The sequence below is a fragment of the Pseudomonas sp. PDM09 genome, assembly GCF_014852305.1.
In the GTDB taxonomy this organism is placed as follows: domain Bacteria; phylum Pseudomonadota; class Gammaproteobacteria; order Pseudomonadales; family Pseudomonadaceae; genus Aquipseudomonas.
Genome location: NZ_JACVBI010000001.1, coordinates 76,518 through 97,120, shown reverse-complemented (window position 1 = coordinate 97,120; position 20,603 = coordinate 76,518). Strand labels below are relative to the sequence as shown.

20 protein-coding genes are annotated in these 20,603 nt (G+C 59.3%); 15 read left to right on the top strand and 5 right to left on the bottom strand.

Annotated features, from left to right (window positions below):
• The first annotated feature begins 5 nt into the window (after window positions 1-5).
• The 6 genes from IB250_RS00385 (at window position 6) to ccoP (IB250_RS00360) (ending at window position 4,872) form a co-directional block, all read left to right on the top strand.
• Window positions 6-218, top strand: coding sequence for a cbb3-type cytochrome oxidase subunit 3 (locus IB250_RS00385; protein ID WP_305729659.1), 213 nt, complete (start codon window positions 6-8; stop codon window positions 216-218).
• Window positions 215-1,168, top strand: coding sequence for a cytochrome-c oxidase, cbb3-type subunit III (gene ccoP, locus IB250_RS00380; RefSeq protein WP_192342542.1), 954 nt, complete (start codon window positions 215-217; stop codon window positions 1,166-1,168). The genes IB250_RS00385 and ccoP (IB250_RS00380) overlap by 4 nt, the downstream gene beginning before the upstream one ends.
• A 482-nt stretch (window positions 1,169-1,650) precedes the next feature.
• Complete coding sequence (ccoN, locus tag IB250_RS00375; RefSeq protein WP_007905436.1) at window positions 1,651-3,093, top strand: cytochrome-c oxidase, cbb3-type subunit I; 1,443 nt, start codon at window positions 1,651-1,653, stop codon at window positions 3,091-3,093.
• Complete coding sequence (ccoO, locus tag IB250_RS00370) at window positions 3,093-3,701, top strand: cytochrome-c oxidase, cbb3-type subunit II (protein ID WP_009042961.1); 609 nt, start codon at window positions 3,093-3,095, stop codon at window positions 3,699-3,701. Before ccoN ends, ccoO begins: the two co-directional genes overlap by 1 nt.
• A gap of 5 nt (window positions 3,702-3,706) precedes the next feature.
• Window positions 3,707-3,892, top strand: coding sequence for a CcoQ/FixQ family Cbb3-type cytochrome c oxidase assembly chaperone (locus tag IB250_RS00365; RefSeq protein ID WP_003175465.1), 186 nt, complete (start codon window positions 3,707-3,709; stop codon window positions 3,890-3,892).
• Window positions 3,889-4,872: a cytochrome-c oxidase, cbb3-type subunit III gene (ccoP, locus tag IB250_RS00360; protein WP_192342541.1), complete on the top strand. Its 984-nt coding sequence runs from the start codon at window positions 3,889-3,891 to the stop codon at window positions 4,870-4,872. Before IB250_RS00365 ends, ccoP (IB250_RS00360) begins: the two co-directional genes overlap by 4 nt.
• Before the next feature lie 55 nt (window positions 4,873-4,927).
• On the opposite strand, the gene IB250_RS00355 is transcribed toward ccoP (IB250_RS00360), so the two are convergent.
• On the bottom strand, window positions 4,928-5,932 hold the full coding sequence (locus IB250_RS00355; RefSeq protein ID WP_192342540.1) for a metallophosphoesterase family protein: 1,005 nt from the start codon (window positions 5,930-5,932) through the stop codon (window positions 4,928-4,930).
• Between the two features lie 473 nt (window positions 5,933-6,405).
• Between IB250_RS00355 and ccoG the strand changes: the two genes are divergently transcribed.
• The 8 genes from ccoG (at window position 6,406) to IB250_RS00315 (ending at window position 14,905) form a co-directional block, all read left to right on the top strand.
• On the top strand, window positions 6,406-7,821 hold the full coding sequence (gene ccoG, locus IB250_RS00350; RefSeq protein ID WP_192342539.1) for a cytochrome c oxidase accessory protein CcoG: 1,416 nt from the start codon (window positions 6,406-6,408) through the stop codon (window positions 7,819-7,821).
• Between the two features lie 11 nt (window positions 7,822-7,832).
• Window positions 7,833-8,372: a FixH family protein gene (locus IB250_RS00345; protein WP_192342538.1), complete on the top strand. Its 540-nt coding sequence runs from the start codon at window positions 7,833-7,835 to the stop codon at window positions 8,370-8,372.
• A gap of 135 nt (window positions 8,373-8,507) precedes the next feature.
• Complete coding sequence (locus tag IB250_RS00340; protein WP_192342537.1) at window positions 8,508-10,958, top strand: heavy metal translocating P-type ATPase; 2,451 nt, start codon at window positions 8,508-8,510, stop codon at window positions 10,956-10,958.
• A 22-nt stretch (window positions 10,959-10,980) separates the two neighbouring features.
• Complete coding sequence (ccoS, locus tag IB250_RS00335) at window positions 10,981-11,199, top strand: cbb3-type cytochrome oxidase assembly protein CcoS (protein ID WP_008075166.1); 219 nt, start codon at window positions 10,981-10,983, stop codon at window positions 11,197-11,199.
• The gene (locus IB250_RS00330; protein ID WP_192342536.1) at window positions 11,192-11,875 is read left to right on the top strand and encodes a sulfite exporter TauE/SafE family protein; all 684 of its coding nucleotides are present in this window, start codon (window positions 11,192-11,194) and stop codon (window positions 11,873-11,875) included. The genes ccoS and IB250_RS00330 overlap by 8 nt, the downstream gene beginning before the upstream one ends.
• 191 nt (window positions 11,876-12,066) lie before the next feature.
• Complete coding sequence (hemN, locus tag IB250_RS00325; protein WP_192342535.1) at window positions 12,067-13,449, top strand: oxygen-independent coproporphyrinogen III oxidase; 1,383 nt, start codon at window positions 12,067-12,069, stop codon at window positions 13,447-13,449.
• A gap of 93 nt (window positions 13,450-13,542) precedes the next feature.
• Window positions 13,543-14,277 (top strand): fumarate/nitrate reduction transcriptional regulator Fnr, encoded by a 735-nt coding sequence (fnr, locus tag IB250_RS00320; protein ID WP_008075169.1) that lies wholly within the window; start codon window positions 13,543-13,545, stop codon window positions 14,275-14,277.
• Between the two features lie 79 nt (window positions 14,278-14,356).
• Entirely contained in the window at window positions 14,357-14,905 is a 549-nt protein-coding gene (locus IB250_RS00315; protein ID WP_008075170.1) for an adenine phosphoribosyltransferase, read from the top strand.
• Between the two features lie 137 nt (window positions 14,906-15,042).
• On the opposite strand, the gene IB250_RS00310 is transcribed toward IB250_RS00315, so the two are convergent.
• The 4 genes from IB250_RS00310 to dnaX all read right to left on the bottom strand — a co-directional run bounded on the left by IB250_RS00310 (window position 15,043) and on the right by dnaX (window position 19,688).
• Window positions 15,043-16,191 carry an acyl-CoA dehydrogenase family protein gene (locus tag IB250_RS00310; RefSeq protein ID WP_192342534.1) on the bottom strand — a complete coding sequence of 383 codons (1,149 nt, stop codon included), beginning with the start codon at window positions 16,189-16,191 and terminating at the stop codon, window positions 15,043-15,045.
• Between the two features lie 190 nt (window positions 16,192-16,381).
• On the bottom strand, window positions 16,382-16,984 hold the full coding sequence (gene recR / locus IB250_RS00305; protein ID WP_123496446.1) for a recombination mediator RecR: 603 nt from the start codon (window positions 16,982-16,984) through the stop codon (window positions 16,382-16,384).
• 210 nt (window positions 16,985-17,194) lie between these two features.
• The gene (locus tag IB250_RS00300) at window positions 17,195-17,533 is read right to left on the bottom strand and encodes a YbaB/EbfC family nucleoid-associated protein (RefSeq protein WP_007905413.1); all 339 of its coding nucleotides are present in this window, start codon (window positions 17,531-17,533) and stop codon (window positions 17,195-17,197) included.
• Window positions 17,534-17,600: 67 nt separating this feature from the next.
• Window positions 17,601-19,688 (bottom strand): DNA polymerase III subunit gamma/tau, encoded by a 2,088-nt coding sequence (dnaX, locus tag IB250_RS00295; protein WP_192342533.1) that lies wholly within the window; start codon window positions 19,686-19,688, stop codon window positions 17,601-17,603.
• A gap of 144 nt (window positions 19,689-19,832) precedes the next feature.
• Between dnaX and IB250_RS00290 the strand changes: the two genes are divergently transcribed.
• Entirely contained in the window at window positions 19,833-20,576 is a 744-nt protein-coding gene (locus IB250_RS00290) for a substrate-binding periplasmic protein (RefSeq protein ID WP_192342532.1), read from the top strand.
• Window positions 20,577-20,603: the final 27 nt, after the last annotated feature.

The following is a 20,603-nucleotide window of genomic DNA, read 5'->3' as shown; positions in this document are numbered from 1 at the left end:
TGGCCATGCCCTTTGAAATCGTAAGCGTAATGAGCAGTGGAATGATCCGCGGCCTGGGCACGGTCGTGGTGTTCGTGGCCTTTGTCGGCCTGACGCTGTGGGTGTTCAACCGCAAGCGCAATCCGGAATTCGCCGAAGCACGCCTGCTGCCGTTCGCCGATGAACCGCTACCCGAAGTCGCCACCCAAGAACCTGAAACAAGGAGTACCCGGCCATGACCACCTTCTGGAGTACGTGGATCTGCGTACTGACCATTGGCAGCCTGATCGGCCTGACCTGGCTGCTGATCGGCACCCGCAAGGGCGAAACCAAGGGCAGCGTCGACCAGACCATGGGCCACAGCTTCGACGGCATCGAGGAGTACGACAACCCGCTGCCGCAGTGGTGGTTCATGCTGTTCGCCGCAACCTTGGTGTTTGCCGTCGGTTATCTGGTGCTTTACCCGGGCCTGGGCAACTGGAAAGGCATCTTGCCCGGTTATGAAAACGGCTGGACCGGAGTCCACGAATGGGAAAAGGAGATGAACAAGGCTGACGCGAAGTTCGGGCCGATCTTCGCCAAATTTGCTGCCATGCCAGTTGAAGAAGTGGCCAAGGACCCGCAAGCGCTGAAAATGGGCGGTCGTCTGTTTGCGTCCAATTGCTCGGTGTGCCACGGCTCGGATGCCAAGGGCGCGTTCGGTTTCCCCAACCTGGCGGACAACAACTGGCGCTGGGGCGGCGATGCCGAAATGATCAAAACGACTATCATGGGCGGTCGCATGGCCGCGATGCCCGCCTGGGGAGAAATCCTCGGTGACGCCGGCGTGAAGAACGTCGCCGCCTATGTACGTCATGAACTGGCCGGCCTGCCTTTGCCTGCAGACAACAGTGCCGACCTGCATGCCGGACAGCAAGCGTTCAGCACTATGTGCGTAGCCTGTCATGGGGCAAACGGCAAGGGCACTGAAGCCATGGGGGCGCCGAACCTGACGCAACCGGCCGGATTTATCTACGGTACAAGCCTGGCGCAACTGCAACAAACAATTCGTCATGGCCGCCAGGGCCATATGCCGGCGCAGAACGAACTGCTCGGCAACGACAAGGTGCAATTGCTGGCCGCTTACGTATACAGCCTGTCTCAAGGTCTGAGCACCGAGCGTTTACAGGCTGAAGGCAAAAGCGAATAAATCTCGTCCGCGCAACGCCGCATTCACCCGGATGCGGCAGTTCCCTGCCCCTTTGCGACGCATTGTCGCACCCTCCCTTGGTCTTCCTTTCGGTTCGCCGGATTCGGGTCTAAGCTTCCCTGCGATGCGGACTGGCCAGCGCCGGTTCCAGGTCGATTCAACCCGATGTGTTCGACGAACTTGCTCGATGACAGGCCGCAAAGGCTGGTAGACACCGGCTATCGTCCCCGTTGCCCTCTGTTACCCGATCGTCGTGTTTGAACATACCCCGTTACAACTGACCTGAACCCCTCGCCTCTTTGATCCGTTGCGACATTTTGTCCGAGGGCAATTTTGTCCTTACGCGGCGCATGGAAAGGCCGCAGAATCAGCTTTTGAAAGCATTGACCTACGTCATGGCGCGTTGCAATGACCCCCCGCTTTCTACATACTTGCGGCCGATTTTTACTCCTAATAAAACACCCAAACCGTGGAACCTTAGAATGAGCACAGCAATCAGTCCGACTGCTTATAACTATAAGGTAGTCCGCCAGTTCGCCATCATGACGGTGGTCTGGGGGATCCTTGGCATGGGGCTCGGTGTCTTCATCGCCTCGCAACTGGTCTGGCCGGAGTTGAACTTCGGTCTGGCATGGACGAGCTTTGGACGCCTGCGCCCGCTGCACACCAACCTGGTGATTTTCGCCTTCGGTGGGTGCGCTCTGTTTGCCACTTCCTATTACGTCGTGCAGCGAACCTGCCAAACGCGACTGATTTCCGACAGCCTCGCGGCCTTCACCTTCTGGGGTTGGCAAGCGGTGATAGTCGGCGCGATCGTTACCTTGCCGATGGGTTTCACGACCACCAAGGAATACGCGGAACTTGAATGGCCTCTGGCTATTCTGCTGGCCATCGTCTGGGTCACCTACGGTCTGGTGTTCTTCGGCACCATCGTCAAGCGCAAGACCAAGCACATCTATGTCGGTAACTGGTTCTACGGTGCCTTCATCGTCGTGACCGCGATGCTGCACATCGTCAACCACGCGTCCCTGCCGGTCAGTTTCTTCAAGTCCTACTCGGCTTACTCGGGTGCGACTGATGCGATGATCCAGTGGTGGTACGGCCACAACGCGGTAGGTTTCTTCCTGACCACCGGCTTCCTGGGGATGATGTACTACTTCGTTCCGAAGCAGGCCGAGCGTCCGATCTACTCCTATCGTCTGTCGATCGTGCACTTCTGGGCGCTGATTACCCTGTATATCTGGGCCGGTCCGCACCACCTGCACTACACCGCACTGCCGGACTGGGCTCAGTCCCTGGGCATGGCGATGTCGATCATCCTGCTGGCACCCAGCTGGGGCGGCATGATCAACGGCATGATGACCCTGTCGGGTGCCTGGCATAAGCTGCGCACCGACCCGATCCTGCGCTTCCTCGTGGTATCGCTGGCGTTCTACGGCATGTCGACCTTCGAAGGCCCGATGATGGCCATCAAGACCGTCAACTCGCTGTCGCACTACACCGACTGGACCATCGGCCACGTACACGCCGGCGCTCTTGGCTGGGTAGCGATGATTTCGATCGGCGCGATCTACCACATGATCCCGAAACTGTTCGGTCGTACGCAGATGCACAGCATCGGCCTGATCAACACGCACTTCTGGCTCGCGACCATCGGTACCGTTCTGTACATCGCGTCGATGTGGGTCAACGGCATCACCCAAGGTCTGATGTGGCGTGCAATCAACGACGACGGCACCCTCACCTACTCGTTCGTTGAAGCGCTGCAAGCCAGCCACCCAGGTTTCATCGTTCGCGCCCTGGGCGGTGCGTTCTTTGCCAGCGGCATGCTGTTCATGGCCTACAACGTATGGCGTACCGTACGTGCCTCGAACCCGGCTGAAGCCAAAGCTGCTGAACAGATTGCTGTAGTTGGAGCTCACTGATGAAGCATGAAGCAGTCGAGAAGAATATTGGCCTGCTGGCCTTCTTCATGGTTATCGCCGTCAGCATCGGCGGCCTGACTCAAATCGTTCCGCTGTTTTTCCAGGACGTCACCAACAAGCCGGTCGAGGGCATGAAGCCGCGTACCGCCCTTGAGCTGGAAGGCCGCGACGTGTACATCGCCAACGGTTGTGTCGGCTGCCACTCGCAGATGATCCGCCCGTTCCGTGCTGAAACCGAACGTTACGGCCACTATTCGGTCGCCGGTGAAAGCGTTTGGGACCACCCGTTCCTGTGGGGTTCCAAGCGTACCGGTCCGGACCTGGCCCGTGTCGGTGGTCGTTACTCCGATGACTGGCAGCGTGCGCACTTGTACAACCCGCGCAACGTGGTGCCTGAGTCGAAAATGCCGGCCTACCCGTTCCTCGTGGAAAACAAGCTCGACGGCAAAGACACCGCCAAGAAAATGGAAGTCTTGCGCACGCTCGGCGTCCCTTACACCGACGAAGACATCGCCGGTGCCAAGGATGCTGTGAAGGGCAAAACCGAAATGGACGCGCTGGTGGCCTATCTGCAAGGCCTGGGCACCATCATCAAAAGCAAACGGTGATTTAGATGGATATCGGGATGATTCGTGGCCTGGGCACCGTTGTTGTGATGGTGGCCTTCATCGGTCTGGCGCTGTGGGTGTTCAGCCCCAAGCGCAAGTCGGAGTTTGAAGACGCGACCTTGCTGCCTTTCGCGGATGATCCCGAAGCCATCAAGCACGTCGAGCAAGCTTCTAGGAGTAACAAAGAATGACTACGTTCTGGAGTCTGTACGTCACAGTCCTCAGTCTCGGCACCATCTTCGCCCTGACCTGGCTGCTGCTGTCCACCCGCAAGGGCCAGCGCAGCGAATCCACCGATGAAACGGTCGGCCACTCCTTCGACGGGATCGAGGAGTATGACAACCCGCTGCCAAAATGGTGGTTCATGCTGTTCGTGGGCACCATCATCTTCGCCCTCGGCTACCTGGTGCTGTACCCGGGCCTGGGTAACTGGAAAGGCCTGTTGCCGGGTTATAACTACCTCGATAACGAGAAGCAGACCGCGTTCGCCAACGGCCAGACTGGCTGGACCGGCGTTCACGAATGGGAAAAGGAAATGCTCAGGTCGGACGCCAAGTTTGGCCCGATCTTCGCCAAGTTCGCTTCCATGCCAATCGAAGAAGTTGCCAAAGACCCACAAGCCCTGAAGATGGGTGGCCGCCTGTTCGCCTCCAACTGCTCGGTCTGCCACGGTTCCGACGCCAAAGGCGCCTATGGTTTTCCTAACCTGACCGACGCCGACTGGCGCTGGGGCGGTGAAGCGCAAACCATCAAGACCACCATCATGGGCGGTCGTCACGCCGTGATGCCGGCTTGGGCTGAAGTGATCGGCGAGCAAGGCGTTGCTGACGTTGCCGCGTTCGTACTGACCAACCTGGATGGCCGCAAGCTGCCTGAAGGCGCCAAGGCTGACCCGGTTGCCGGGCAGAAACTGTTCGCCGCCAACTGCGTGGCGTGCCACGGCCCGGCCGGCAAAGGTACGCCAGCCATGGGCGCCCCTGACCTGACCCACCCGGCGGCGTTTATCTACGGTTCGAGCTTCGCTCAACTGCAGCAGACCATCCGTTACGGTCGTCAGGGCCAGATGCCTGCGCAAGAACAGCTGCAAGGCAACGACAAGGTTCACCTGCTGGCCGCTTACGTCTACAGCCTCTCTCACGGTGAGAAAGCGCCGGAAGCGGACGCCCAGTAAGGCAAACGCCTGATGCAATAAAAAAAGCCCCGCCAGTGATCTGGCGGGGCTTTTTTTATGGGCGATTAGCGAAAATTGATTTCACAGGAATCGTATCGATCAGCGTCCGGCTCTGCCATTGATTATCCTTCACCAGATAGATCTGCAACTGCTTGCGATCCTCGGTAAAGCTGGTGATCAGGTAGGTTTGCTGAGAGGTACTGCCGCTCAGATACATCGGCACATTTCCCAACCAATAGGAATCACCTCCGTTTTTGTGCAAATGACCGGCAAATATTGCAGTCACTTGATACTTGCTGATCATTTCGCGAAAGCGCTTTTGTTGCTCAGCGTCCCCCTTCATCTCGAACGGCTTATGCATATTGATGATGATGGCGTAGCCCTGAGCTCTAGCCAGCCTAAGATCGGTCTCAAGCCAGTCCAATGCGCTGGTGATGTCGAACGTCGTCGGGTTCAACTCGTGGGAAATTTTCGTCGTGTAAGTGGGCTCGTTATTGAGCTGCACCATGTGAACTTCACCGATATTCTTTGAATAAGCGAGGCTGCCCGAATACCGCGTATCAAGGAACCAGCCAGTAACTTTCAAATCAAAGCTATCCACCTTGCCCGCATGATGCTTATTAAACTCGACTATACTGCCCGCCGCACAGTTATTACTAAAACAATCATCCACGTTATTTTCATAATCGTGATTACCCAAACCGTACAGATAATCACCCTTGAAGTGCTTCTCTAATGCCGACTTCATATACGATCGTTGCCAGCCATGGCCGAAAGCGGTTATGTCACCGTTGATCATCAGGGGCACTTGTGATTGCCCCCCCTGATTGTTTCGAAAGTCAGCAATACTTGCAAGCTGGGTTTCCACCAACCATTTGGAACGTACAGCGAAGTCCGCATCGGATTCAGGCGCCCTGATATCTGTTTTGTCTGTCCACGGATATTGCGTATCAGAGGCAAACACCATATACCGAGGAGTACCCTGTATCGCATGAGCTAAAGTAACCGAAGACAACAAACACACTCCCAGCAAAAACCTTACAACTTTATTAGAAACCATAGCATTAAAACTCCATTTAAATTAGACATATCCAAGCGATATCAATATCGCGAAACAACAACATATTTGAAAAAATAAAAAACTTCAAAGGCACAACCAGCGCCAATTAAATAAATATATTTCAATCACACAAAAAACCGAAGCCAACTTTAACTTTAGCCAACCTGAATTTATTAATATTTCATCTCGGACAACTACACACGCAGAGGTTGAAACCTTGCCGTTTCAGACGCTACGGCAGCGCAAAGGCTATGAATCGCCTAGACTCTAATCTGCAAAGCGAAAAATCGACGAAACCCACAAGTCAATTGATTCAAGTCACTACACCATCAATTGAATTTGCCCAACGCGACCAAAGGTCGCACCCTTGATCTAGAGCGACAGGCGTATCATTGCGCCACTGCAACACCTCTTTTTGACCGCGGTCGGCACGTACTGACCGAGGCATTTTTCCACTGCCGTGGGATGCAACGATGAGCAATCAGATTCCGGTACACGACGTCACTCCGCCTGCCAAGAACGCGAACAACAGCGTCGACCTCTACGCCTCTCGAGAAAAGATCTACACCCGCGCCTTCACCGGCCTGTACCGCAATTTGCGGATGATCGGCGGGGCCGGGCTGTTTCTGCTGTATTTCGGCACGGTGTGGCTGAACTGGGGCGGTCATCAGGCCGTCTGGTGGAACCTGCCGGAGCGTAAATTCTTCATTTTTGGCGCGACCTTCTGGCCTCAGGACTTCATCCTGCTCTCGGGCATTCTGATTGTCAGTGCCTTTGGCCTGTTCTTCATCACCGTGTATGCCGGTCGAGTCTGGTGCGGCTATACCTGCCCGCAAAGCGTCTGGACCTGGATCTTCATGTGGTGCGAAAAGGTCACCGAAGGCGACCGCAACCAGCGTATCAAGCTCGACAAGACGCCGATGAGCGCCAACAAATTCCTGCGCAAGTTCAGCAAGCACACAATGTGGCTGCTGATCGGTTTCGTGACCGGCATGACCTTTGTCGGTTACTTCTCGCCGATTCGCGAACTGGTGATCGAGTTCTTCACCGGCCAGGCGGATGGCTGGTCGTATTTCTGGGTCGGCTTCTTCACCCTCGCCACTTACGGCAACGCCGGCTGGTTGCGCGAGCAGGTATGCATCTACATGTGCCCGTACGCACGCTTCCAGAGCGTGATGTTCGACAAGGACACGCTGATCGTTTCCTACGACCCGCGCCGTGGCGAAAGCCGTGGCCCGCGCAAGAAAGGCATCGACTACAAGGCTCAGGGCCTGGGTGACTGCATCGACTGCACGATGTGCGTCCAGGTCTGCCCCACCGGTATCGACATCCGCGATGGTCTGCAAGTCGAATGCATCGGCTGCGCGGCGTGCATTGACGCCTGCGACAGCATCATGGACAAGATGGATTACCCGCGCGGCCTGATCAGCTACACCACCGAGCACAACCTATCGGGGCAAAAAACCAATAAACTGCGTCCACGCCTGATCGGCTATGCCACAGTGCTGCTGGCGATGATCGCGCTGCTGGTGACTGCATTCTTCATGCGCTCGCTAGTCGGCTTCGATGTCAGTAAAGACCGCGTGTTGTACCGCGAGAACGCCGAAGGCCGGATCGAAAACGTCTACAGCCTGAAGATCATGAACAAGGACCAGCACGACCATACCTATGTGCTCGAAGCTACCGGCCTGCCGGACCTCAAGCTGCAAGGCAAGCGCGAGATCAAAGTCGCCGCCGGGGAGATTTTCAGCCAGCCGGTCGAATTGTCCAGTGCACCGGAACAATTGCCGTCGAGCACCAACGAGGTGACATTCATCCTCAAGGATGCCGATGACGCTAACGTCCACGTTGAAGCCAAGAGCCGATTCATCGGCCCACAAACTCGTTGAGAGAAATGACCATGCCCGCTGCAACTGCCGCAAGTCCCTGGTACAAGCACCTTTGGCCGTGGATCATCATCGCCATCCTGGCTTGCTCGGTGACCTTGACCCTGTCGATGGTGACCATCGCAGTGAACAACCCGGACAACCTGGTCAACGACAACTATTACGAGGCCGGCAAGGGTATTAACCGTTCACTGGACCGTGAACTGCTGGCCCAGACCCTGCAACTGCGTGCCAGCATGCACCTGGATGACGTGACCGGCGAAGTCGACCTGCGCCTGAGCGGTAACAGCCAGCCGAAAACCCTTGAACTGAACCTGATTTCACCCACCCAGCCGGAAAAAGACCGCAAGATCACCCTGGCCCGCAGTGAAACCGAACAGGGCCGCTACATCGGCCAGTTGAGCGACAAGATCGAAGGTCGTCGCTTCGTCGAACTGCTGGGCGTACAGGATGAGAAGATCTGGCGCATGTTCGAAGAAGAACAGGTCAGCCATGCCAAGGATCTGTTGCTGGGCGATGAGCCGCTGCAGGGCGCGGAAGACCTGAAAAAATAAGCCTTACCCTGATCGTTCCCACGCTCTGCGTGGGAACGCAGCCAGGGACGCTCTGCGTCCCAGCCGAAGCGGACGCGGAGCGTCCGGAGAGGCATTCCCACGCGGAGCGTGGGAACGATCATCGGAACACGCCTCATGACCAGTCCAACCCCCTGCTACCACTGCGCCCTGCCCGTCCCGGCCGGCAGCCGCTTCACCGCCGCCGTCCTCGGGGATACCCGCGAGTTCTGCTGCCCGGGTTGCCAGGCAGTGGCCGAGGCCATCGTGGCCGGTGGGCTGGAGAGCTATTACCAGCATCGCAGCGAAGCCTCGGCCAACCCCGAAGCCTTGCCGGTGCAGTTGATCGACGAACTGGCGCTGTACGACCGCGCCGATGTGCAACAACCCTTTGTCCGCCACGAAGGCGAACTCGCCGAAACCACACTGTTGATGGAAGGCATCAGTTGCGCTGCCTGCGGCTGGCTGATCGAAAAGCATCTTCGCAGCCTGCCAGCGGTGGCCGAAGCACGCTTGAACCTGTCCAACCACCGCCTGCATGTGCGCTGGGCCGATGCGCAATTACCGCTGAGCCAGGTGCTCAGCGAATTGCGCCACATCGGTTACGCCGCCCACCCCTATCAGGCCGACCGCGCCAGTGAACAACTGGCCAGCGAAAACCGTCTGGCGCTACGTCAACTCGGCGTTGCCGGACTGCTGTGGTTCCAGGCGATGATGGCAACCATGGCCACCTGGCCGGAATTCAATATTGACCTCAGCCCCGAGCTGCACACCATCCTGCGCTGGGTCGCGCTGTTTCTGACCACGCCGATCGTGTTCTACAGCTGCGCGCCGTTCTTCAAAGGGGCGATGCGCGACTTGCGCACCCGCCACCTGACCATGGACGTCTCGGTGTCACTGGCGATCGGCAGTGCCTATATCGCCGGGATCTGGACCTCGATCACCGGGGTAGGCGAGCTGTACTTCGATGCAGTAGGGATGTTTGCACTGTTCCTGCTGGCCGGGCGTTATCTGGAACGTCGAGCCCGGGAACGCACCGCCGCCGCGACCGCTCAGCTGGTCAATCTGTTGCCGGCCTCCTGCCTGCGGATGAGCGCCGACGGCCAGAGCGAACGGATTCTGCTCAGCGAATTGCGCGTAGGCGATCAGGTGCTGGTGCATCCCGGCTCGATCCTGCCGGCCGATGGCAAGATCCTCGACGGTCAATCGAGCATCGACGAATCCCTGCTGACCGGCGAATACCTGCCACAACCACGGACCCCGGGCGATGCCGTCACCGCCGGCACCTTGAACGTTGAAGGTGCGCTGACCGTGGAAGTCCTGGCGCTGGGTCAGGACACACGACTGTCGGCCATCGTCCGCCTGTTGGATCGCGCCCAGGCCGAAAAGCCACGACTGGCGGAAATCGCCGACCGCGCCGCGCAATGGTTTTTGCTGTTGTCGCTTATCGCGGTGGCTGCCATTGGCCTGCTGTGGTGGGAACTGGATTCTTCGCGGGCGTTCTGGATTGTCCTGGCGATGCTGGTTGCGACGTGCCCGTGCGCCTTGTCGCTGGCCACGCCAACCGCCCTCACCGCCGCCACCGGCACGCTGCACAAACTCGGTCTCTTGTTGACGCGTGGCCATGTGCTGGAAGGTCTGAACCAGATCGACACGGTGATTTTCGACAAGACCGGCACCCTCACCGAAGGTCGCCTGGCCTTGCGTTCGATCCGACCACTTGGAGCCTTGACCAGTGATCAATGCCTGAGCCTCGCCGCCGCTTTGGAAAACCGCTCCGAGCACCCGATTGCCCGGGCTTTTGGCCGCGCGCCGCTGGCCGCCGAAGAAGTTCACAGCACACCGGGGCTGGGCCTTGAGGGATTGGTCGGCGCACAACGCCTGCGCATTGGCCAACCGGGGTTTGTCTGCGAACTCAGCAGCGCTCAAACACCTGTAATGCCCGATGAGCCTGGCCAATGGCTGTTGCTCGGCGACAGTCAGGGGCCACTGGCCTGGTTCGTACTCGATGACCGTTTACGTGCCGACGCGCCTGCCCTGCTGGCGGCCTGCAAGGCTCGTGGCTGGCGCACACTGCTGCTGTCCGGCGACAGCTCGCCGATGGTTGCCAGCGTCGCTGCCGAGCTGGGCATCGACGAGGCCCGAGGCGGTTTGCGTCCGGACGATAAATTGCAGGTGCTGCAACAACTGCACAAGGAAGGTCGCAAGGTGTTGATGCTCGGTGACGGGGTCAATGATGTGCCGGTGCTGGCCGCCGCCGACATCAGCGTGGCGATGGGTTCGGCCACCGATCTGGCGAAAACCAGTGCCGATGCGGTGCTGTTGTCGAACCGCCTCGACGCGCTGGTGCAAGCCTTCAGCCTGGCCCGCCGAACCCGTCGGGTCATCATCGAGAATTTGCTGTGGGCAGCGCTGTACAATGGCCTCATGTTGCCGTTCGCCGCCCTCGGCTGGATCACTCCGGTATGGGCAGCGGTTGGCATGTCGATCAGTTCGTTGACCGTGGTATTGAATGCCCTGCGCCTGACTCGCCTGCCGAGCGCGCCGGCTGCCCGCACCACGCCAGAAACCCGTCCGCTGCCGGCCTGAGCCGCGCGGGCATGGAGTCCAGATGCCAGCTCTCTACGTGATGATCCCGGCCGCGCTGCTGATCGTGGCCATCGCTATCTACATCTTCTTCTGGGCAGTCGACAGCGGTCAGTACGACGATCTCGACGGCCCGGCCCACAGCATCCTGTTCGACGATCAGGACCCGAACCACAAGGCAGCGGTCGACGAGGCCGGCGGCCATCCGGCCAAACCGGACGACAAGGCGCCGCCCCATGCTTGAGTTGGCGCCACTGCTGGTGTCTGCGCTGATCCTCGGCTTGCTCGGCGGCGGGCATTGCCTGGGCATGTGCGGCGGCTTGATGGGCGCGTTGACCCTGGCGATCCCCAAAGAACAACGCAGCCGACGCTTTCGACTATTGCTGGCCTACAACCTGGGGCGCATTCTCAGCTACGCCGCGGCCGGCCTGCTGATCGGCCTGGCCGGTTGGGCCGTGGCCAATAGCCCGGCGGCGATGTTCATGCGCATTCTCGCCGGACTTCTGCTGATCGCCATGGGCCTGTACCTGGCCGGCTGGTGGAGTGGCCTGACCCGCATCGAAAGCCTCGGCCGTGGCCTGTGGCGGCATATCCAGCCGGTGGCCAACACATTATTACCCGTGTCGAACCTGCCCCGCGCCCTGCTGCTGGGCGCGCTATGGGGCTGGCTGCCGTGCGGGCTGGTTTACAGCACATTGCTGTGGTCGGCGAGCCAGGGCAATGCGCTGGACAGTGCATTGCTGATGCTGGCATTCGGGCTGGGCACCTGGCCGGTGCTGCTCGCCACAGGGCTTGCCGCCGAGCGCGTCACGGCGCTATTGCGCAAACGCAGCATCCGCATGACCGGTGGCTTGTTGGTGATGGTGTTCGGCATCTGGACCTTGCCGGGGCCGCATCAGCATTGGCTGATGGGGCATTAGCTCGGCGGTGCGCCCTTCGCGGGCAAGCCTCGCTCCTACAGGAGTCCGCGATCCCTTGTAGGAGCGAGGCTTGCCCGCGAAGAGGCCCTCACTGACAACACAAATCCCGACCCTTGATGCAAATCAAGATGCCTTTGCGCACTTCTCCCTAGACTCGCCGACATTGCCAGCCTATCCGGGGGAATGCCCGCATGCTCGACGCCATTCGTTGGGACACAGATCTGATCCGCCGTTATGACCTGGCGGGACCGCGCTATACCTCGTACCCGACCGCCGTGCAATTCGACAGCCAGGTCGGCACCTTCGACCTGTTTCATGCCCTACGCGACAGCCGTAAAGCCCTGCGGCCGCTATCGCTGTATGTGCACGTGCCGTTCTGCGCGAATATTTGCTACTACTGCGCCTGCAACAAAGTCATCACCAAGGACCGTGGACGCGCCCTGCCCTATTTGCAGCGCCTGGAACAGGAAATCCAGCTGATTGCCTGCCACCTCGACCCGACGCAAAAAGTCGAGCAACTGCATTTCGGCGGCGGCACACCGACCTTTCTCAGCCACGACGAACTGCGCCAGTTGATGGCTCAGCTGCGCAAGCATTTCAATCTGCTGGACGACGATTCCGGCGACTATGGCATCGAAATCGACCCTCGCGAGGCTGATTGGTCGACCATGGGCCTGCTCCGGGAACTGGGTTTCAACCGGGTCAGCATTGGCGTTCAAGACCTCGATCCGGCAGTACAACGGGCGGTCAATCGCCTGCAAAGCCTGGAAGAAACCCGTGGGGTGATCGACGCTGCCCGGACCCTGCAATTTCGCTCGATCAACATCGATCTGATCTACGGCCTGCCCAAGCAGACGCCCGAGAACTTCGCCCGCACCGTCGACGAAGTCATCAGCCTGCAACCGGACCGGCTCTCGGTGTTCAACTACGCCCATCTGCCGGAACGCTTCATGCCGCAACGGCGGATCAATGGCAACGATCTACCGGCACCGGCACAGAAGCTGGAAATGCTCCAGCGCACCATCGAACAACTGACGGCTGCCGGTTACCGCTACATCGGCATGGACCATTTCGCCCTGCCTGACGATGACTTGGCGATTGCTCAGGAAGAATCGACGCTGCAACGTAACTTCCAGGGCTACACCACGCATGGTCATTGCGATTTGATCGGCCTGGGGGTATCGGCAATCAGCCAGATCGGCGATTTGTACTGCCAGAACAGCAGCGACCTGAACCAGTACCAGAACGCATTGGCGTCCGCTCAACTGGCCACCAGCCGTGGCCTGATATGCACCGCTGACGATCGCTTGCGCAGAGCCGTGATTCAGCAGTTGATTTGCCATTTCAGCCTGGAATTCCTGGAAATCGAGCGAGTCTTCAATATCGATTTTCGTGGTTATTTCGCCGAGCTTTGGCCACAGCTATTGGATATGGCCGAAGATGGGCTGATCGAGTTGGACAACGAGCGGATCACCGTACAGCCCGCAGGCCGGCTGCTGGTGCGTTCGGTGTGCATGGTTTTCGATGCGTATCTGGAACACACCAATCGTCAACGCTTTTCACGAGTGATCTAAGGCCTTGCGGTTAAATTGTCGCAGGCTGGCCCGAATGTCCTCCCGTGAGTTACCCTTACGGCTTATGTGTGTTTTCCCACAAGGATTAAAGAAATGTCCGAGCCAGTAAAGCTGCGCGCTCATAGCCAGGCCCATTGCAAGGATTGCAGCCTGGCACCTCTCTGCCTGCCACTTTCTTTGAATCTGGAAGACATGGATGCGCTGGACGAAATCGTCAAACGAGGTCGCCCGCTGAAAAAAGGCGAATTCCTGTTTCGTCAGGGCGACACGTTCGATTCCGTTTATGCAGTACGCTCCGGCGCCCTCAAGACCTTCAGCCTGAGCGATGGCGGCGAAGAACAGCTCACTGGCTTCCATTTGCCGAGTGAACTGGTCGGCCTGTCGGGCATGGACACTGAAAAGCACCCCGTCTCGGCGCAAGCCCTGGAAACCACTTCGGTGTGCGAAATCCCTTTCGAACGCCTCGATGAACTGGCTCTGCAACTGCCGCAACTGCGCCGTCAGTTGATGCGGGTGATGAGCCGCGAGATTCGTGATGATCAGCAAATGATGTTGCTGCTGTCGAAGAAAACTGCCGACGAGCGCATCGCCACGTTCCTGGTCAACCTGTCGGCCCGTTTCCGCGCTCGGGGCTTCTCGGCCAACCAGTTCCGGCTGAGCATGTCGCGCAACGAAATCGGCAATTACCTGGGCCTGGCGGTGGAAACCGTGTCGCGGGTGTTCACCCGCTTCCAGCAAAACGAACTCATCGCCGCCGAGGGCAAGGAAATACATATCCTCGACCCGATCCAGCTCTGCGCCTTGGCCGGCGGCTCGCTCGACGGCTGATCCTGGCAATGGCGGCTGAGCGAAACGGTTCAGCCGCCGTTATACTGCGACGTTTGCAGCCCGCCAGGACACTTCGACGATGGTCTTCGACTCCTTCGACATCAAATCCCTGATCCGTCCCGTGATCGACTTCCCCAAGCCGGGCGTGATCTTTCGCGATATCACTCCGTTGTTCCAGTCACCCACGGCCCTGCGCCTGGTGATGGACAGCTTCGCCCATCGTTACGTCGAAGCCGACTTCACCCACATCGGCGCCATGGATGCCCGTGGCTTCCTGATCGGTTCAATCCTGGCCTATCAGTTGAACAAACCGCTGGTGCTATTCCGCAAGCAGGGCAAACTGCCGGCCGACGTGTTGGCCGAGGGTTATCAGACCGAGTACGGCGAAGCCTTTCTCGAAGTCCACGCCGACAGCCTGTGCGAGGGTGACTCGGTAGTGATGTTCGATGACCTGATCGCCACCGGCGGCACGCTGATCGCGGCGGCGAACCTGATTCGGCGCATGGGCGCGCGGGTGCATGAAGCGGCGGCGATCATTGATTTGCCGGAGCTGGGTGGTTCGCAGCGTTTGGAAGACATGGGGATTCCTACGTTTTGCCTGACGCAGTTTGCGTTGAGCGATAAGTAAGGCGGCGTCTGCACTGACACGTTCGCGAGCAAGCCCGCTCCCACATTGGATCTCTTGCGTACACAAATTCTGTGAACGACAGAGGCCCAATGTGGGAGCGGGCTTGCTCGCGAAAACGCCAGTCGCCACACCGCAGATTAGAGCCCCATCTGCTTGCTGATGATCTCATTCATCACTTCCCGCGTTCCCCCACCAATCGACAAAATCCGATTATCGCGATACAGCCGTTCCACCAGGCTCTCGCGCATATAACCCAGGCCACCGAGGATCTGCACGGCGTCGTTGGTAATGCGATCAGCCGTGTCGGTAGCAAAATTCTTGGCCATGGAAATCTCCTTGATCACGCTCTGCCCAGCGGCCATTTTCGCTGCCTGGCGGTAGGTGAACTCCCGTGACACCTCCAGCGCCGTGGCCATTTCCGCGAGCCGGTGCTTGAGCACCTGGAACTTGCCGATGGGTTTGCCGAAGGCTTCACGCTGACGAGCCCATTTCAGGCTCTCCTCCAGCGCCAACTGCGCGGTCATGTTGGCCATCAGTGCCAGGGCCAGACGCTCACTCTGGAAGTTGCCCATGATGCAGGCGAAGCCCATGTTCTCGGCACCGATCAGATGACCTGCCGACACCCGGCAATCATCGAAAAACAGTTCGGCGGTGTCTGACGCCCACCAGCCCATTTTCTTCAACTGACGACTGACGGTGAAACCGGGCGTGCCCTTCTCGATCAGCAGCAAACTGATGCCGCCAAAACCCGGCTCGCCGGTGCGCACCGCGACGGTGTAGAAATCCGCGCGAACGCCGCTGGTAATGAAGGTTTTGCTGCCGCTGACCCGGTAAAAGTCGCCGTCTCGCACGGCGCGGGTTTGCAGGTTGGCGACGTCGGAGCCGCCGCTGGGCTCGGTGACAGCCAGGGCGCTGATCTTCTCGCCCGCCAGCACCTGAGGCACAACGCGATCGCGGACTTCGGGCCTGGCCCACTTGAGGATCGGCGGCAGACCAATGTCCAGCGAGCCCAGCCCTGCGACCAGACCACCGGAACCACAGCGCATCAACTCTTCACTGGCAGCGATCTTGGCAAACAGGTCCCCTTCATGGCTACCGCCCAAGGCTTCGGGATAACCAATACCCAGAATCCCCGCCGCGCCGGCCTTCAGGTAGAGTTCACGAGGGAAGCTTTCGGCTTCTTCCCACTGGTCGATGTCCGAAAGAATCTCACGCTCGACGAAACGTCTGACGCTGTCGCGGACCAATTGGTGGCTGGGGTCGAAATATTCCTGAAAGGCAGGCATCGGCGAGCTCCACTGAAGGTTCAGCGAAGTTAACCGAGCGCTTGCTTGGTTTTCAAGGGGGGCTGTGTGAATCAAGGAAACCGAGGCGAGCCATTCGCGAGCAAGCCCGCTCCCACAGGGGATTTGCGGCGTACACAAATCAAATGTGGGAGCGGGCTTGCTCGCGAAGGCGTCAGTCCAGACAGCACCGTTACAGTGAGATCGGCTTACGCCCGGCAAACGAATGCGCCAATGTCCCGCCGTCCACCAGTTCCAGCTCGCCACCCAACGGTACGCCATGGGCGATGCGCGAGGCGATCAGGCCTTTGTTGCTCAGCAACTGGGCGATGTAATGCGCCGTGGCCTCGCCTTCCACCGTCGGGTTGGTGGCGAGGATGACTTCGGCAAACGTGCCCGCTTCTTCGATCCGCGCCATCAATTGTGGAATGCCGATGGCATCCGGCCCTAATCCGTCGAGGGGTGACAGATGGCCTTTGAGCACGAAGTAGCGACCGCGGAAACCGGTCTGCTCCACCGCATAAACGTCCATCGGACCTTCCACCACACACAGCAAAGTGTCGTCGCGGCGTGGATCGGCGCATTGCGGGCACAGATCGTCTTCGGTCAGCGTGCGGCACAAGCGGCAGTGGCCCACTCCTTCCATGGCCTGGCTCAGCGCCTGGGCCAGTCGCAAACCGCCGCTGCGATCACGCTCAAGCAGTTGCAACGCCATGCGCTGGGCAGTTTTCTGACCCACACCCGGCAAAATTCGCAGGGCATCGATCAGTTGGCGAATCAAAGGGCTGAAGCTCATGGGGAAAAATCCGACATAACAACGAGACGCGGTTTATACCCGCGCCTCGAATGAGCGTCAATTACTCACCTGTTTTCGATGTTTCTTGCGATGGATCGAGTCGATCTTCTTCGCGGGCAAGCCTCGCTCCTACAAAGGGAGCCCAGAAACAAAAATGCCAGGCGCGATGCCTGGCATTTTTTTGTAACCCATCCGACGCGCGTTGGCGAATCAGAATGGCAGTTTCATACCCGGTGGCAATTGCATGCCAGCGGTCACGCCGGACATTTTGTCCTGGCTGTTGGCTTCGATCTTGCGCACGGCGTCGTTGACGGCTGCGGCGAATACCGCTTCCAGCATTTCCTTGTCGTCTTCGCTCAGACCTTCGACCAGGCTTGGGTCGATGGTTACGCGCTTGACGTCGTGACGACCGGTCATCACCACGGTGACCATGTCGCCGCCGGCTTTACCGGTGACTTCGGCGTTGGCCAGCTCTTCCTGCATCTTGGCCATTTTTTCCTGCATCTGCTGCGCCTGCTTCATCAGGCCGGCCATGCCACCTTTCATCATGGGAATCACCTCAAAAGTACTTGGATAAAAACAGCGCCCGGCGAATGTGGCCAAGCGCCTTCAGTTATTAGCCCTGACTGACCAGGGCCTCGACAGGTTCAATAGTATCGTGACGGACCACCGCCTCGAACTGCTGCATCATTTGCTGGATGAACGGATCGCCGTGGATCGATTCCTCGGCCTCACGCTGACGATTGGCACGACGCCGGGACGAGGCCTGAGCCGGGGTTTCCTGCTCGGGCTTGATCAGCTCCATGTTCAGGGTCAGCGTGCGCCCGTGAAACTGGTTCAATGCATCGTTGAGCCGACGTTGTTGTGTCGCGTTGAACAAGGCGCTGTGGGCCGGGTCCAGGTGCAACAACCAATGGTCGCCATCGACGGCGATCAGCGTGCAGTTGGCGGCGATGCTGGCGGTCATGCCGGATACCGGCAGTTTCGGGAATATCTCCAGCCATTGCAGGGCAAGGCCGGTGGCCGGCATCGCGGCCGGTTCTGGCTCGGGTTCCGGCGCAGGTTCGGCAGTGTGCTCACTGGCCAGTTCATCGAGGTAGCTGTAGGCCGAGTCCATGTCCGGCTCGATGTAGTCCTCGTCCAGCGGCGGCTCGTCGTCCTGATCCAGACCTGGCGTGGCGGCATCGACTTCAGCCACGGACGGTTCCGGGATCGGCGCAGCGGCCCATTCCGGCGCATCCGGCACCACACTGTCCGGCGTCGGCATGGGCATCGGTGGCAATTCGGGTTGTTCGCCAGCCGTTTCCAGCACCGGCTCGATGGCAGGCTGATGGACAACTTCGGGCTCTACCGGGTCGTTCCACGGCAGATCGACGACCTCTTCGACCGCTACGGGTTCGACAACAGGCTCAGGCTCGGGCGCGATCACGGGCGCGACCGGCTCAGGCACAGCTACCGGGACAGGGGGTGGTGCAACCACAGGCGCAACCGGAGGCGGTGTAACGGCCGTAGTGACTACCGGCGCAACAACTGGCGCGGCAGCCACTGAGTTTGCGGAATCAACTGTGGCCTGGCTGATCCCCACTGGCTTTAGCGGTTGCCTCGGCGCGTCCGCAGTGTCTGCCGGCCGGAACGCGAGCATTCGCAGCAGGACCATCTCGAAGCCACCGCGCGGGTCCGGCGCCAGCGGCAAGTCCCGCCGACCGATCAGGCCCATCTGGTAATAGAACTGCACATCTTCGGCCGGCAATGCCTGGGCCAAAGCCAATACGCGATCACGGTCGCCATGGCCGTTGTCGACGCCTTCAGGCAAGGCCTGGGCGATGGCGACACGGTGAAGCACATTGAGAATTTCCGAGAGCACGCCGTTCCAGTCAGGGCCTTGTTCGGCCAGATGACGCACGGCTTCGAGCAAGGCCTTGGCGTCGCCTTCGATCAGCGCATGCAAAACGTCGTAGACCTGGCCGTGATCGAGCGTACCGAGCATGGCCCGCACGTCGGCGGCCATGACCTTGCCTTCACCGAAAGCAATGGCCTGATCGGTCAGGCTCATGGCATCGCGCATCGAACCGTCGGCGGCGCGGCCCAGCAGCCACAGCGCGTCGTCTTCGAACGGCACGTTCTCGACGCTCAGCACGTGGGTCAAATGCTCGACCACCCGCTCCGGGGTCATGTTCTTCAGGGAGAACTGCAGGCAACGCGAAAGAATCGTTGCAGGAAGTTTCTGCGGATCGGTGGTGGCCAGGATGAACTTGACGTAGGGCGGCGGCTCTTCAAGGGTTTTCAACAGCGCATTGAAGGAATGGCTGGAGAGCATGTGCACTTCGTCGATCAGGTAAACCTTGAAGCGCCCGCGGCTCGGCGCGTACTGCACGTTGTCGAGCAGCTCGCGGGTGTCTTCGACCTTGGTCCGGCTCGCGGCGTCGATCTCGATCAGGTCGACGAAGCGGCCTTCATCGATTTCGCGGCACACCGAGCACTCGCCGCAGGGGGTCGAAGTGATACCTGTTTCACAGTTCAGGCATTTGGCGATGATCCGCGCGATGGTGGTCTTGCCGACCCCGCGGGTACCGGTAAACAGGTACGCGTGGTGCAGCCGCTGGCTGTCCAAGGCATTGATCAGAGCCTTGAGCACATGGGTCTGGCCGACCATTTCGCCGAACGAGCGCGGACGCCATTTACGTGCAAGAACCTGATAACTCATCGAAAACCGTCGCAACGAAGGAACAGAAGCGGCTAATGCTAGCGGAGCAAGGCCAAAATTGCATCCGGTGTGCTCGTCTATTCTGGCTAAGCTGCACTTTAAGGGGCTTTTATTGGCTCAGGTTTGAGCCGTACCGGAGCATTTATGCGTTTTGCCTTGGGGGCACTGCTGTTGGTCAGCCTGAGCGTCGCAGCCGCCGAGGCGCCGTTGCGCTTTGTCGTGTCCGATAGCTGGGCCATGCCCATGGTACAACTCGAGCGCGGCCGGCCGACCCAGGGCATTTTGTACGACATGATGCTCAGCCTGGCGACACAAGTCGGCATGCCGGCAGAATTTCATGTGTTGCCTCGGGCACGAGTGCAAAACGCCATGGACCATGGCGAAGTCGATATCCGCTGCCATGTCTCACCGTCCTGGTTGCCGAACCTGTCCGGGCACTATAGCTGGAGCGTTCCGCTGCTGGTCCAGCGTGACTTGCTGATTGGTCGGCGCGACTCACCCACATCCGTCAACCTGGCGGCCCTGTCGCGACAGTCGATCGGCACCGTGCGCGGCTATAACTACCCGACTATGCAACCCTTGTTCGATTCCGACCGCCTGAACCGCGAAGACGCGCGCAATCAGGAACAGGTACTGGAAAAACTGCTGGCCGGACGCTACCACTACGCCGTGAGCAATCAATGGACCCTGGACTGGTTCAACCAGCGCTTGCTGCCCGACCGGCAACTACAAAGCGTAGCGCTGGTGCACGAACAAACCGTCGGCTGCTATGTGCGCAATGACCCCAAGATGCCCGTGCAGCGCATTCTGAACGCCTTGCTGCAAATGAAAACGTCTGGGGAGATCAATGACATCATCCGGCTCTATACCGGCAATCCTGGTCAGTAGCAGCTGCCGAAGGCTGCGTTCGGCTGC